Below are 12,350 nucleotides of genomic sequence, written 5' to 3'. Positions count from 1 at the left end.
CGTTAAAAATAGAGAACTCAGTTGTAATGGATGAAGAGGTCATCTTTAGTTATTTTCCTTAATAATGTTTTCAAGCTCTTTTAATTCTTTTGCTTGTTTGTTGTATAAATTTTTAACTTTTTTGTCGTTAATTTCATAGACGGTTTGTGGGCCACCGATGGACCAATACTTTACAAGCCCATTTTCTTCTGAGGAAATTTCATCTTGTTCGTTCACTTTGTTTAGGAAGAAGAGATAAGACTTGCCTGGTTTTACGATCTCGTAGTTTTCAAATGTTACAAATTGATTCGCCTCTTCGTCCAGTCCTCCATCTTGCACAAAGATGAATTGGCTCGGCAATTCACCTTTAACATTCTGCTCGGTTTCAATCAACAGTTCAGTTTGCGGCCAACCTTTAACATAGCTTTTAATCTTTTTCTTTACTTTCCCGATAACTACATGCTGTGCATCTTGAGACGCACTTACGTCTGTATAGGCTTTAGCAAAACTACCGTGTGCAATCACTTGTTCTGGTTGATTCATTTGGTATACTCCAATTCCTAGAACACCAAGAGACAGTGCTAATGCAGCCATTTTCTTCATTATAGTTTCCTCCTTTTCAGACTAGTATAGATAACTTATTCCCGATTTATCGTCATCTCTTGGAGCGCTTGTTCCTCTGTAAGCTCTTTCGGAATCAGACTCTCGTTGGAGAAGTGTAGCGTGGGAATCTCGTGGCTTTAGCCATGAGAGGCTCAAAAAAACTTCTAATCCAAATACTAATTATGAAGATTAATATGACAAGAAAGGTTACAATCAACATATTGCTCCTCATTTTATAAATTATAAATACGGAGATAGCTTCAAATGCTAAGTCTATGATGAATGTTTTTGTACTGTAGGCAATATTGAAAGATAATCCAATGCTATAAACGCAAATCAAGAAAAGAGAGTATATGATTCTAATAAGTCAGCTCTTGCTTTTATATGCAAAAAAATGTATATACAAAAAAATAGCGCTCTACGATGATTCAATACTTACTAACCAGTTCATAATTTACCCCTTAGACTGGTTATTATGCTGTTATAGTAGTTTTTTTAAATCTCTTGTATAGGTGTAGTGTTGTTTAGATTTTCTGTTTTAAATGTCTGCTAATGGCATTTCGGACGGTGTGTTTATCGCGGCCTTAAACCGTGTTGGACACGAAAAAGACATGACATTCTACGGGGGGAGCAGCAACCGGATGGGAGATATTATGCAATCGCTGGATGATGAAGAAGGTATTCTTATTCAGGAGATTAATAAACAAGAAATTGATTTTGCTCGAAACCTGCTTCAATTTTTGCGGGACCGCCTCCCGGATACGTACGGTCTGTTGCTGGAGCAAGAAGCGATGCGGAGAAAGGAAACTTTTACATTTCTGGTGGCTGTCCGGTTTTAGCTAACCTTTAGGAGCATTATCTTTATTTTTATAAGACTCTTTTCTTAAAAATCGCTGCTAATAGTTTGCTCCCATCCCCATCAAACTAAGAAATCCTTCTACCCAAAAAACCACTATTCTTTCTCTAAATAATGAGGTAGAGGATAATGGTTTTTATTAATCTCACAATTCCCGAAGAACTTACTTTGTTTTCACAAGAACTACAACACTATTTACTTCCTGGCGTTCTTTAAAAATTAGCCAAGAAATCCGGGATACAAGTTTAGGATTTATTGTTTACTTATGAAGTGATCATCTTCATTTTGAGATGAAATAAAAACCAGATACTTTTCTCCCTTTTTGCTTCCTGATATAACATAATATATTGGTGTAAATTTCTTTTGCTTTTCTGTTAAAAGTTTTATTTCTTGTTCCTTTAGGTGTCTTAGCTGTATATCTGAAACTTGGGTTAACCCATAATATTCCACAGCTATTTTTTTAGCTTTTTTTCTTGATACAGCGACAGTGCCTGGTGCATCAGAAGAATCATTTGTCTTACCTAAAGGTCCTGAACAGCTAATCAAAATAAAGCAAACAATAGACAGTATTATTATCCTTCTCAGTTCAACCCCCCCCCTTACAGTATGCCAAGTTGAATTTTACTGTGGCACTACTTTTACAGTTTCGTACCAGGAAGAAAGGTTCCCGACATATAAATAAACATCCTTAGGTGTTGTTGACCACGTATCATGAACGATTGCATATTAATTTCTGTCCTATAAGTTAGTAAAACTAGGTGAAGTTCTTGTAACGCTTATAGTATACCCCCTAGCCTTCCAAAAATTAACCGTTCCTGTAACTCTATTATTCCAATCTGTGGCGCCTGTTGTACGGTTAGTTTTCATACAAACTGATAAACACTATCATTTTTCTAACAAATAAAGTAAAGGATGGTGTCACACGTGTTGATTAGCCAGTTTTAGTAAGGGAAAAGTTTTGAGGAAGATTTTATTGATTTTATGATAAAATTGCAACAAGAAAACTGAAGTGAGGGACCGAAAGTGGAAGAAATGTTGAAGCAAATTCTTTCTGAGTTACAGTCACTTAGAGAGGGTCAAAGTAGACTTGAAAAAAGGATGGAAGCACTCGAATCCGGTCAAAATGATTTGAAAAACGATGTAAGGAATCAAATAGATGGACTAGCAGAGAAGCTCCTTAACAAACTTGATCACACTGCTACAGAAATCAAAAGTGAAGTGCGCCAGGTGGCAAATGCATAGGAAGAACAGCGCAGTGTAATCGAGTTACTTTCTTCCCGTTCTATTCAGCATGAAGCAGCTCTCAAAAGGAAAAACTGATATGGGAAAAGAGAAAATAATTTTTGTTGCTGTTTCTGAAAAAAGTCTAGATAAACGAATTGAGGAAAAATGGAACAAAATACGAAAAATAAATGAGGGATTTAAACAACGTCTTGAAATTGTAATAAGAAAAAATTAATTATAATGGACGAACGATCAATTTTGAAATGAGATTGGAGCCGATTTCCTGTACGCTAAGGAATCGACTTTTTAGTGGATTTTTAAGAGTGGGCTTTCACGACATAAACGGTGGTATTTGTGTCGTTTCGAAAAGAGCGACATGAACGCTCGTTCGCTGTCCGTGATATGGGACCCAGCCAGTTTTATTCGGCTGCCATCGTTGTGGACTCAATCCGTAACAGCTCTTTCGGAGAGCAAGCGGCACGGCTAAATTGATGATTACAGCGTGAGAAATGCTTGGAAAAAGTATTTCAGGCTTTTCATTTGCTGAAATAAGCATTAAAATTTAGTAAATAACTGGGTTTAATAAGAAAAGAGGGAGAAGGATGACACGCGGCGTGCTTGTTATCAGTCATGGATCGCCCAATATAAGCTGGGTACAGAAAATTGACGGATTGCTTAACCAACTGAAAATCAGGCTGCCTATGGAAGCCGCTTTTCTTGGTATGGTGGAAGATAGGACAATCCAAAAGGGAATAGAGAGACTGGAGGCGAAGGGAGTAGAAGAGATTCTTGCCATCCCGCTGTTTGTCTCGAGCGGCAGCACCCATTTAAGCGAAATTCAATACGCCCTCGGACTTATCGACGAACCGGGAGTGGAGACAGACTTAAAGCCTCTTCTCATTCGGGCTCGTGTTATCTGGGCGGAACCGATGGATGATCATCCGATTATCCGCGAAATTCTACGAGATCGCGTACAGGAGCTGTCCGACAATCCGGCGGAGGAAGTGCTGCTGCTTGCCGCGCATGGCAGCGATGTACCCGGTTTTAAAGAACGATGGGAGAGGATGCTGGGACGGCTGGCCTCCGGTTTGCGGCGTGAGCTTGGCCTTAACGGAGCCACGTATGCAACCATTCATCCCGATACGCTCGCACGCCGTGCCCGGGCAGTGTCGAAGAAAAACCGCCTGCTTATCGTGCCTGTGTTTTTAAGCCCGGGCTATTATACGGAAAAAGCGATGCCGGGAAAATTGGATGGAATTGTGCATCGATATAATGGAAAGGCGTATCTCCCCGATGCCCGCATAGCACGGTGGATCGAAGAGACGATTGCCGCTTATTTATAAAAGATTGGCTTCCAGTGCTTTCTCTACTCGGGTCAGGTGTCTTTCCAGCATGCGGCGCGCTTTTTTAGGATCGCGGCTGCGGATCGCTTCGAAAATTTCCATATGCTCCTGGTATAGACGGCTGGCTGATCCGTCTTTGCTGTACAGCCACAGATTGCGGCTGTCCCGGATTGTATAGTTCATTACTTCCGAGATGCTCTCCATCATATTATTCAGGAATGGATTCTTTGTCGCGCGGGCAATCGCCATGTGGAATTGAATGTCATAAATGCGGGACATTTCTTCGTTATCGCCGCAGAGTGCCATGTTGTTTACGATTTCACGCAGCATCGCTTCATCTTTTTCATCATGGGCAAGCGCCGCTATCTCGGCACAGCCGGTCTCGATAATTTTGCGCACCTGCAGCAGGTGGGTGAGTTCCTGATGATTGCTGACGGTCAATGTAGACAGCTTTTTCAATGCGGCTGTGGCGTCGCTTTTGACGAATGTGCCTTCACCCTGCCGGGATTCGACCAAACCGCGTGCTTTCAATTGGCTGAGCGCTTCGCGGATTGTCGATTTGCCGACCCCGTATTGTTCGGCCAGTTTGTCGATTGTTTTTATTCGTGCACCCGGCTTCAGCATTCCTTCTTCAATCATCTTCTGCAAATCTTCTGCTACAATCTGGTAGCTTTTCTTAATTAAACTCATGCTCTCTTGGTTCTCCTTGTAATTTTTCTTTCTTAATTTCGTACACGCTTTCTTTAATACTCTACAATTTTTTTTGAAACTATGGTAGAGTTAATAATAAATTCATCTGATGACCTGCTGAATAGCAAGGAGGAGGACAGTTGTGGACCAGCAAATAAAAAGCGAACTGCGCAGCATTGTCGGTAAAGATTATTTTTTAGATTCACCAAATGAATTATACGTATATTCTTATGATGCAACACCGTTGTATCAAGCGATGCCCGACGCGGTTGTCATTCCGGCCAGCGTCGAAGAAGTGTCCGCGATTATGAAGGTGGCCAGCAAGCATCGGATTCCGATTGTGTCGCGCGGATCAGGCACGAACCTGTGCGGCGGCACAGTGCCGGTCGAAGGCGGCATTGTATTGAATATGAACCGTCTGAATGAGTTTAAAGAAATTGATCAGGAGAACCTGACCGCCACGTTCGGACCGGGTGTCATTACGGCGGACGTGCACAAAGCGGTAGAGGCGGTGGGCTTGTTCTATCCGCCGGATCCGGGGAGTATGCGAATTTCCACGATGGGCGGCAACGTAGCTGAATGTGCGGGCGGCATGCGCGGCCTGAAATACGGGGTCACGAAGGATTATATCATGGGGTTGGAAGCAGTGCTTCCGAACGGCGAGGTGCTGCGGGTCGGCGGGAAGAATGCCAAAGACGTGGCAGGCTATGACGTAACGAAGCTACTGGTCGGATCGGAAGGAACACTTGCGGTCATTACGGAAATCACCGCAAAATTGTTACCGCTTCCGGCGGCTAAACAAACAATGGTCGCCTATTATAATGATCTGACATCGGCAGCGCGCAGCGTGCAGCGCATTATCGCGGCGAAAATCATTCCAGCCACGCTGGAGTTCCTCGATCAGGCTACGATGGTCGTAGTGGAAGATTTCGCGCACATCGGTCTTCCGCTTGATATGAAAGCGATGCTCATCATTGAGCAGGATGGTTCGCAGTGGCAGGTCGAGCACGACATGGAGCGCATTGCCGATATCTGCCGTTCCGAAGGGGCGACGGAAGTTCGCACTGCACAGACGGCAGAGGAAGGCGCAAGTCTGATGGCGGCGCGCCGTTCCGCATTGTCTGCGCTGGCACGGGTAAAGCCGACGACAATTCTTGAAGATGCGACCGTACCAAGGGCCAATCTGGCCGAGATGGTCGATCAAGTAGATATTATTGCCAATAAATATGGATTGCAAATCTGTACATTCGGTCACGCGGGTGATGGCAACCTGCATCCGACATGCCTGACGGACGAGCGGGATAAAGAAGAAATCCATCGCGTCGAGCAGGCGTTTGAAGAAATTTTCCACGCCGCAATCAAGCTTGGCGGGACGATTACCGGAGAGCATGGCGTCGGTATGGCAAAAGCCGGCTATCTCGATTTGAAAGTCGGACCGGTCGGCATGGACTTGATGAGACGGATTAAGGAAGCATTTGATCCGCATGGCATTATGAATCCTGGCAAAATTTTTGCGAAAAGCGCAAGAAGAAGGGTGGTCGTGAACACCAATGGGTGCGGATGCGAACATGAACACGCTCACAACTAAACCGCAGAACAGCACAACACCGGGCTGCGAATCGACGAATATCTCGCTTTTAGGCAAGTTTGATATGAACGAAATCATGAACTGTATGCAGTGCGGCTTCTGCCTGCCGGCCTGTCCGACGTATCGTCAAACCGGCAAGGAAGTAGCGAGCCCGCGCGGTCGGATTGCCCTGATGAAAGGGGTCGCGCAGGAGTCGCTTGAGGTGGATAATGAATTCGAAGCTAACATGTATCTGTGTCTGGGTTGCCGGGCCTGCGAAACGGCCTGTCCGGCAGGCGTACCATACGGAAGCCTTGTAGAAACCGCGCGCGAAGTGGTGGAGACCCGGAAGAAAGAAGAGAAAAAAGCGCCGTTTATCCGCGATATTATCTTCAATAAGGTCTTCCCGCATCCCGAGCGTATCGAAAAGCTGGGGACGGCACTCTGGGCAGCACAGTCTGCGGGCCTGCAGACGATGGCGCAAAAAACCGGGTTGATTAATATTCTGCCGCGTCCGATGGCGGAAATGCAGCAGGCTGTCGACAAAGTCGCCTCTCCTGCGGAACGCAAGAAGCGTCAAAAAGTCATGAAGCCAGAAGGGCAAAAGGCGACATTGAAGGTTGGCATGTTCAAAGGCTGTATCATGGACGTCATGTTTTACGAGACGAATCAGGCAACCGCACGCGTTCTCACCAAAGCGGGGTGCGAAGTCGTATTTGTGGACGATCAGGCGTGCTGCGGCGCGCTGCATGCGCACGCCGGGGAAAAGGACGGAGCCGTAGATCTCGCCAAACGCAACATTGAAGCGTTCGAGAAGGCCGGTGTCGATTTCATTGTGAATAACGCCGGCGGATGCGGGGCGGCGCTGAAAGAGTATCATCACTGGTTCCATGACGAACCGGAGTGGAAAGAGCGCGCCATGAAGTTTGTATCGAAGGTGCGCGACGCCAACGAGTTGTTGGCAGAGCTGCCGGAGCTTACATTCAAGAAAGAACTGAACGTGCGCGTTACGTATCAGGATTCCTGCCACTTAGCGCACGGGCAGGGCATCCGTAATCAGCCGCGTCAGCTTATCCGCAGCATTCCGGGTGTCGAATATATCGAGATGATAAATGCGGACAGCTGCTGCGGCTCGGCGGGCATCTACAATATTACGAACTTCGATATGTCGATGCGCATTCTCGATGACAAAATGAAGGATGTCCGGCAGACGAAAGCACACATTATCGTCACTTCCAATCCGGGCTGTCTCCTGCAGATGAAGCAGGGCATTATCCGTGCCGGCATGAAAGACCAGATGGAAGCGGTCCATATTATGGACCTTTTGGATCGGGCACTATAAAAGCATGGTCGTATAATCTTTATACAGTTTTTTCGTAAAGGGTAAAAAATAAGCAATAACCTTCGTCTTTGCTGATTGTACAAGCCGAAGCGTTATTGCTTATTTTTTTCTTTTAATTCTTTTAACATTTTTATTGTGTGGCGAACTTGCTCTTTAACGATTTCCTGTTCTTTTGGCGAAAGATCCTGATACCCTTCATAAGCGGAAATATTAATGGAAGGGTCGCGAAGAAGCTGGGGAAGGGGATCATCGACGCGTCCGAGGAGATAATCGATTGAGACGCCAAAAAAGTCGGCCAATTTTTCAAGTGTCGCAAAATCAGGCTGTCGTTTATCGATTTCATAATGTGCATAAGTTCCGCGGGAAATATTGAGAAGTTTCGCCGTTTCTTCCTGGGTCAAACGTTTTTGCTGGCGAAGCTGCTTTAATCGGATACCTAACAGAACAATCCCTCCCTTTTTTATTCCGATTTATTATACTGTAGCAAAATGCTACATAAAAATATTTGTAGCGATAAGTTACAAATTCCATTGTTTTCTATGAAAATGTACAGTAAAATTAAGGAAAAAAGTTGCTTATTGCCACAGGAAGAGAGGGACGGTGAATTTGAAGCAAAGAAAATGGCTGGTCGAAATAAGAGAAGGAAAAAAGTATACACAGGCACAGGTTGCGGCGGCAGTAAACATACAACGAGCTTATTATACGCAAATTGAGAACGGGGTGCGGACCCCGAGTGTACCGGTGGCACAAAAAATAGCTGCAACCCTGCAATTTGATTGGACGCGCTTCTTTGATGAAAAGTAAAGCCGCAAAAGCGTAGTGTTTCTTATGTTAACTAGATAGAGAAGGAGAAGGAGAATAGAATGAATGAGTTTACATGCAAGGAAGAGATAGAGGAAGAGCGGTTGCCTTTCATAGGTAACGTTGGAATGAAACTGGCCCATGAAATAAGAAATCCTTTAATGACTGTACGCGGATATCTCCAATATTTCCTGGAAACAGAAGGAGCCGAAAAAGAAAAGTTGGATATCGTTTTAAATATTTTAATACCGGAAATTGACCGTGCAAATAAATTTATCAGTGATTTTTTGCTTTTTTCAAGGCCGTTTACCCCTCAAAGACAGTACACGTATATTAATCATCTGGTACAAGAGTTTCGGTATCTAGTGTTAAGGCAGTTGATGGTGCAAAATACAGATATTATACTCGATCTTTCTCCTGATTTGAACAAATATCCGCTTTATATTGACGCTGCGCAAATTGCGCAGGTAATGCTTTCCCTGTTTTTAAATTCCATTGAAGCTAAAGAAAAACCTACCATGTGTATTACGATTCAAACAAAAGTGAGTGATGAAACAGCATACGTATGTTTTAAAGATGATGGAAAAGGGATGGACGCTTATATTCTTTCCCAGGCATTTAATCCTTTCTTTTCCGCAAAAGAGGTAGGGATGGGACTTGGACTTCCCGTTTCCCAAAAAATCATTGCGATGCATGGAGGTACCATTAATATTCGCAGCCGTAAAGGACGAGGAACTGCTGTGACTTTCACTTTGCCATACAGTTAAAATGAAAAAATGGTTACGAAGACGATAAAACAGTAATCTTCATTTAAAAAAGTCCTTGCCTTTTAAAAATGGGAAAAAGAAGGTATGATATAACATAGAAAATTTGTGGATAGGATGGATACTATTGAAACGTGCTCGGCTTATCTATAATCCTTCTGCGGGACGAGAAGAAGTCCGCAAGCGGATTCCTGACATATTGAATGTTTTGGAGGAAGCGGGCTATGAGACGTCATGTCATGCGACCAAATGCGGGGGAGATGCGACGCTGGCAGCGCGCAGGGCGGTAGAAAACCGCTTTGACCTGGTGATTGCCGCGGGCGGGGACGGTACGGTATATGAGGTGATTAACGGCATTGCCGAACAGCGCTATCGGCCCGCGCTGGGTATTATCCCGGCGGGAACGACTAACGATTTCGCCCGCGCGATTGGTCTGCCCCGGTCGATTATGAAAGCGGTCAGTGTTATTGCCAAAGGGAAGCCGTCTCCTATCGATATCGGAAAGATTAATGATAAATATTTTATTAATATTGCCGCGGGTGGAATGCTGACCACACTGACCTACGAAGTCCCCAGCAAAGTCAAGACGATGCTGGGACAGCTTGCGTATTACATCAAAGGCATTGAGAAACTGCCGTTTCTCTCGCCCATGCATGTACGGATTGAAGCGAATGGGCGGGTGATTGACGAGGAAATTATGCTTTTCTTAATCGCCAACAGCAACTCCGTAGGCGGATTTGAGAAGCTGGCTCCGAACGCAAAGCTTGATGATGGTTTGTTTGACTGCATTGTCCTGAAGAAAACGTCGTTACCGGAATTTATCCGCATCGTAACCATGGCGCTCAAGGGAGATCATTTCAAACACCCGAACGTTGTCTACTTTCAGGCGAAACAGCTAAAAGCGACATCGGCCAAGCAAGTCGATCTTAATCTGGACGGTGAACTTGGCAGTCGCCTTCCATGTACGTTTACGGCACTGCCGCGTCACATCCAGCTTATTCGGTAAAATTTACGAAATACAGGTGAATCACTTTGGCAAATACATCACGTAGAAAGAAACGGGCCACCGCGGCCGGCGTATCCGGTCTGCCGCTTGAAAAAAACGAGACGGTAGAGATGGTTATCGAAGATTTATCGCATGAGGGCAATGGAGTGGGGCGTTATCAAGGATATACGCTGTTCGTGCCGGGCGCGCTGCCAGGCGAGCGAATTCAGGCGAAGGCGACCAAATTGAAGAAGCAGTTTGGGTACGCCCGTTTGATGGAGATTGTGGAACCTGCCGCAAGCAGAACAGTTCCGCCGTGCCCCATCTATAAACGTTGCGGGGGCTGTACGCTGCAGCACATGGACTATCAGGCGCAGCTTGAATTTAAACGCAAGCTGGTGGAAGATAATCTGCGCCGCATCGGCAAGATTGAAGGCGTTCCCGTGCATCCGACCATCGGAATGGAAGAGCCGTGGCGCTATCGAAACAAGGCTCAGGTGCCGATCGGCGAGGAAGAAGGAGGGCTTATCGGTGGATTCTACGCCCAGCGTTCGCACGAAATCATCGACATGGAAGCGTGCCTGATCCAGCATGAAAAAAGCGATGAAGTCGTTGCACGTGTGAAAGAAATCGCGGGCAAACACGGTGTGCGCGCTTATAATGAGGAGACGCACGGAGGTCTATTGCGGCACGTCGTCACCAAGGTCGGCTTTGCCACCGGGCAAATTATGATTGTCCTCATAACGAATGGAGAAAAAATTCCGAACAGGGATGCACTGGTGAATGAGCTGGTAAGTTCCGTTCCCGGGGTAACCAGCATCGTGCAGAATATCAATACGAAGAAGTCAAATGTTATCTTCGGTGACGAAACCCGTGTATTGTGGGGCGAAGAGTATATTTACGATACGATCGGTGACGTTACCTTCGCGATTTCGGCCCGCTCGTTCTATCAGGTGAATCCGGTACAGACAGAACGCCTGTACGGTAAGGCGCTTGAATATGCCGCGTTGACAGGCGAAGAGAATGTTATCGACGCGTACTGCGGCATCGGAACGATTTCGCTGTTTTTAGCGCAGAAGGCGAAGCATGTGTTTGGTGTAGAGATTGTGCCGGATGCGATTGAGGATGCAAAGCGAAACGCCCGGCTCAACGGGATGAATAACGTAACGTTTGCGGCCGGTGAGGCCGAGACGGTGATTCCGAAGTGGTATGAAGAAGGCAACGTTGCCGATGTAATGGTGGTGGACCCGCCGCGCAAGGGCTGTGATGAGAAGTTGCTTGATACCATTGTGGCAATGAAGCCGGAGCGCGTCGTCTACGTGTCCTGCAATCCGGCTACGCTGGCCCGTGACCTTCGCATCCTTGAAGATGGGGGATACAGGACGGTGGAAGTGCAGCCGGTAGATATGTTTCCACATACTTCGCATGTGGAGTGCGTGGTAAGGCTATATTTGAAGGATGAGTAAAATTATGAGAGATGAAGGATGAGAATGATTGTGGAGTTAATGGATGAATTGATCGATGCTTTTTTGTTTAGAAGTGAAGAAATGTCAAGCGTGTTAAATGTAAAAACAGGGGAAATTCTTATTGATGCTCCTGATCACTTAACAGGAGAACCAGGAATTGACTGGGACGATGAGGAAGCCACAGAGGATCTAGTGATAATCCCGCAAATCACAACATCTGAAGCATATGACCTAATGTTTATGTTTGCAAAAGAACAGGACCCCAATGTGGCCGGGAAGTTGTTTGATGCACTTGATGGAAGAAACCCTTTTAGAAGATTTAAGGACAAAGTGATTATGTTTGGTATTGAAGAGAAGTGGTATGAATACGAAAAGCAATATGCAAAAGAAAGAATTTTAAAATGGTTAGGTTCGCTTGGCCTTTCTTATTCTTAGGCTGCATTTAATCAAGAGAATAGTGATAAGATTTAGGCATCTACAGTGAATGTAGGTGCTTTTTATATTTATTATTATAGAAAAATAAGGTAATATGGTCTTTGGTAACAATAGTAAAAAATCCTCATGTATACTGTTAATATAGAGTTAATTAGGCTTCCTAAGGGGCGAAGGAATAATGATACATAACGATTTGAACTTTTTTACAAATGAACCTAATCGTAAACTATCAATGATTAGAAACAATTTGTCGAACACAGAAATTTTCAGTTAAGCTGTGGAATAGAATAAATCT

At 45.0% G+C, this 12,350-nt stretch carries 16 protein-coding genes; 12 read left to right on the top strand and 4 right to left on the bottom strand.

The features are described from left to right. Positions 1 to 45: 45 nt before the first annotated feature. Positions 46 to 582, bottom strand: a complete 537-nt coding sequence (locus ADA01nite_RS20305) for a hypothetical protein (RefSeq protein ID WP_146812255.1) — start codon at positions 580 to 582, stop codon at positions 46 to 48. 641 nt (positions 583 to 1,223) lie between these two features. Here ADA01nite_RS20305 and ADA01nite_RS20300 point away from each other — a divergent pair. Next, complete coding sequence (locus ADA01nite_RS20300) at positions 1,224 to 1,421, top strand: hypothetical protein (RefSeq protein ID WP_174760632.1); 198 nt, start codon at positions 1,224 to 1,226, stop codon at positions 1,419 to 1,421. A 269-nt stretch (positions 1,422 to 1,690) separates the two neighbouring features. On the opposite strand, the gene ADA01nite_RS20295 is transcribed toward ADA01nite_RS20300, so the two are convergent. Beyond that, positions 1,691 to 1,984, bottom strand: coding sequence for a hypothetical protein (locus tag ADA01nite_RS20295; RefSeq protein WP_146812254.1), 294 nt, complete (start codon positions 1,982 to 1,984; stop codon positions 1,691 to 1,693). A 477-nt stretch (positions 1,985 to 2,461) separates the two neighbouring features. Here ADA01nite_RS20295 and ADA01nite_RS20290 point away from each other — a divergent pair, with 477 nt between their 5' ends. From ADA01nite_RS20290 to ADA01nite_RS20285, 4 genes are all read left to right on the top strand, one after another. Further along, positions 2,462 to 2,680, top strand: coding sequence for a hypothetical protein (locus ADA01nite_RS20290; RefSeq protein WP_146812253.1), 219 nt, complete (start codon positions 2,462 to 2,464; stop codon positions 2,678 to 2,680). A 79-nt stretch (positions 2,681 to 2,759) separates the two neighbouring features. Continuing rightward, complete coding sequence (locus ADA01nite_RS22325; protein ID WP_170230399.1) at positions 2,760 to 2,897, top strand: hypothetical protein; 138 nt, start codon at positions 2,760 to 2,762, stop codon at positions 2,895 to 2,897. Between the two features lie 119 nt (positions 2,898 to 3,016). Beyond that, the gene (locus ADA01nite_RS22320; RefSeq protein ID WP_170230398.1) at positions 3,017 to 3,154 is read left to right on the top strand and encodes a hypothetical protein; all 138 of its coding nucleotides are present in this window, start codon (positions 3,017 to 3,019) and stop codon (positions 3,152 to 3,154) included. Between the two features lie 110 nt (positions 3,155 to 3,264). Beyond that, the gene (locus tag ADA01nite_RS20285; protein WP_146812252.1) at positions 3,265 to 4,005 is read left to right on the top strand and encodes a sirohydrochlorin chelatase; all 741 of its coding nucleotides are present in this window, start codon (positions 3,265 to 3,267) and stop codon (positions 4,003 to 4,005) included. On the opposite strand, the gene ADA01nite_RS20280 is transcribed toward ADA01nite_RS20285, so the two are convergent. Next, the gene (locus tag ADA01nite_RS20280) at positions 4,000 to 4,695 is read right to left on the bottom strand and encodes a FadR/GntR family transcriptional regulator (RefSeq protein ID WP_146812251.1); all 696 of its coding nucleotides are present in this window, start codon (positions 4,693 to 4,695) and stop codon (positions 4,000 to 4,002) included. The two genes, ADA01nite_RS20285 and ADA01nite_RS20280, sit on opposite strands and share 6 nt — an antisense overlap. A 142-nt stretch (positions 4,696 to 4,837) precedes the next feature. On the opposite strand from ADA01nite_RS20280, the gene ADA01nite_RS20275 reads away from it, so the two are divergent. Beyond that, positions 4,838 to 6,283 (top strand): FAD-binding oxidoreductase, encoded by a 1,446-nt coding sequence (locus tag ADA01nite_RS20275; protein WP_246147436.1) that lies wholly within the window; start codon positions 4,838 to 4,840, stop codon positions 6,281 to 6,283. A 64-nt stretch (positions 6,284 to 6,347) separates the two neighbouring features. Next, positions 6,348 to 7,604, top strand: a complete 1,257-nt coding sequence (locus tag ADA01nite_RS20270; RefSeq protein WP_246147437.1) for a (Fe-S)-binding protein — start codon at positions 6,348 to 6,350, stop codon at positions 7,602 to 7,604. Between the two features lie 92 nt (positions 7,605 to 7,696). On the opposite strand, the gene ADA01nite_RS20265 is transcribed toward ADA01nite_RS20270, so the two are convergent. Further along, complete coding sequence (locus ADA01nite_RS20265) at positions 7,697 to 8,038, bottom strand: helix-turn-helix domain-containing protein (protein WP_281286055.1); 342 nt, start codon at positions 8,036 to 8,038, stop codon at positions 7,697 to 7,699. A 166-nt stretch (positions 8,039 to 8,204) separates the two neighbouring features. Here ADA01nite_RS20265 and ADA01nite_RS20260 point away from each other — a divergent pair, with 166 nt between their 5' ends. From ADA01nite_RS20260 to ADA01nite_RS20240, 5 genes are all read left to right on the top strand, one after another. Continuing rightward, positions 8,205 to 8,408: a helix-turn-helix transcriptional regulator gene (locus ADA01nite_RS20260; RefSeq protein ID WP_371863587.1), complete on the top strand. Its 204-nt coding sequence runs from the start codon at positions 8,205 to 8,207 to the stop codon at positions 8,406 to 8,408. 59 nt (positions 8,409 to 8,467) lie between these two features. Then, on the top strand, positions 8,468 to 9,172 hold the full coding sequence (locus tag ADA01nite_RS20255) for an ATP-binding protein (protein ID WP_146812248.1): 705 nt from the start codon (positions 8,468 to 8,470) through the stop codon (positions 9,170 to 9,172). Positions 9,173 to 9,296: 124 nt separating this feature from the next. Next, the gene (locus ADA01nite_RS20250; RefSeq protein ID WP_146812247.1) at positions 9,297 to 10,175 is read left to right on the top strand and encodes a diacylglycerol kinase; all 879 of its coding nucleotides are present in this window, start codon (positions 9,297 to 9,299) and stop codon (positions 10,173 to 10,175) included. A gap of 26 nt (positions 10,176 to 10,201) precedes the next feature. Further along, the gene (gene rlmD, locus ADA01nite_RS20245; RefSeq protein WP_170230397.1) at positions 10,202 to 11,620 is read left to right on the top strand and encodes a 23S rRNA (uracil(1939)-C(5))-methyltransferase RlmD; all 1,419 of its coding nucleotides are present in this window, start codon (positions 10,202 to 10,204) and stop codon (positions 11,618 to 11,620) included. Positions 11,621 to 11,638: 18 nt separating this feature from the next. Next, positions 11,639 to 12,055 (top strand): UPF0158 family protein, encoded by a 417-nt coding sequence (locus ADA01nite_RS20240; RefSeq protein ID WP_146812246.1) that lies wholly within the window; start codon positions 11,639 to 11,641, stop codon positions 12,053 to 12,055. The last annotated feature ends 295 nt before the right edge of the window (positions 12,056 to 12,350 follow it).

The sequence above is a fragment of the Aneurinibacillus danicus genome (assembly GCF_007991215.1).
In the GTDB taxonomy this organism is placed as follows: Bacteria; Bacillota; Bacilli; order Aneurinibacillales; family Aneurinibacillaceae; genus Aneurinibacillus; species Aneurinibacillus danicus.
The sequence above is the reverse complement of the archived record's forward strand: the minus strand, read 5'-3'. Positions and strand labels throughout refer to the sequence as shown.

What these genes read in the sequence shown, in the direction of transcription:
- ADA01nite_RS20285 (WP_146812252.1), top strand. Translation starts at nt 3,265, where the DNA reads ATGACACGCGGCGTGCTTGTTATCAGTCATGGATCGCCCAATATAAGC.
- ADA01nite_RS20240 (WP_146812246.1), top strand. Translation starts at nt 11,639, where the DNA reads ATGAGAATGATTGTGGAGTTAATGGATGAATTGATCGATGCTTTTTTG.
- ADA01nite_RS20255 (WP_146812248.1), top strand. Translation starts at nt 8,468, where the DNA reads ATGAATGAGTTTACATGCAAGGAAGAGATAGAGGAAGAGCGGTTGCCT.
- ADA01nite_RS22325 (WP_170230399.1), top strand. Translation starts at nt 2,760, where the DNA reads ATGGGAAAAGAGAAAATAATTTTTGTTGCTGTTTCTGAAAAAAGTCTA.
- ADA01nite_RS20305 (WP_146812255.1), bottom strand. Translation starts at nt 582, where the DNA reads ATGAAGAAAATGGCTGCATTAGCACTGTCTCTTGGTGTTCTAGGAATT.
- ADA01nite_RS20300 (WP_174760632.1), top strand. Translation starts at nt 1,224, where the DNA reads ATGGGAGATATTATGCAATCGCTGGATGATGAAGAAGGTATTCTTATT.
- ADA01nite_RS20270 (WP_246147437.1), top strand. Translation starts at nt 6,348, where the DNA reads ATGAACGAAATCATGAACTGTATGCAGTGCGGCTTCTGCCTGCCGGCC.
- ADA01nite_RS20280 (WP_146812251.1), bottom strand. Translation starts at nt 4,695, where the DNA reads ATGAGTTTAATTAAGAAAAGCTACCAGATTGTAGCAGAAGATTTGCAG.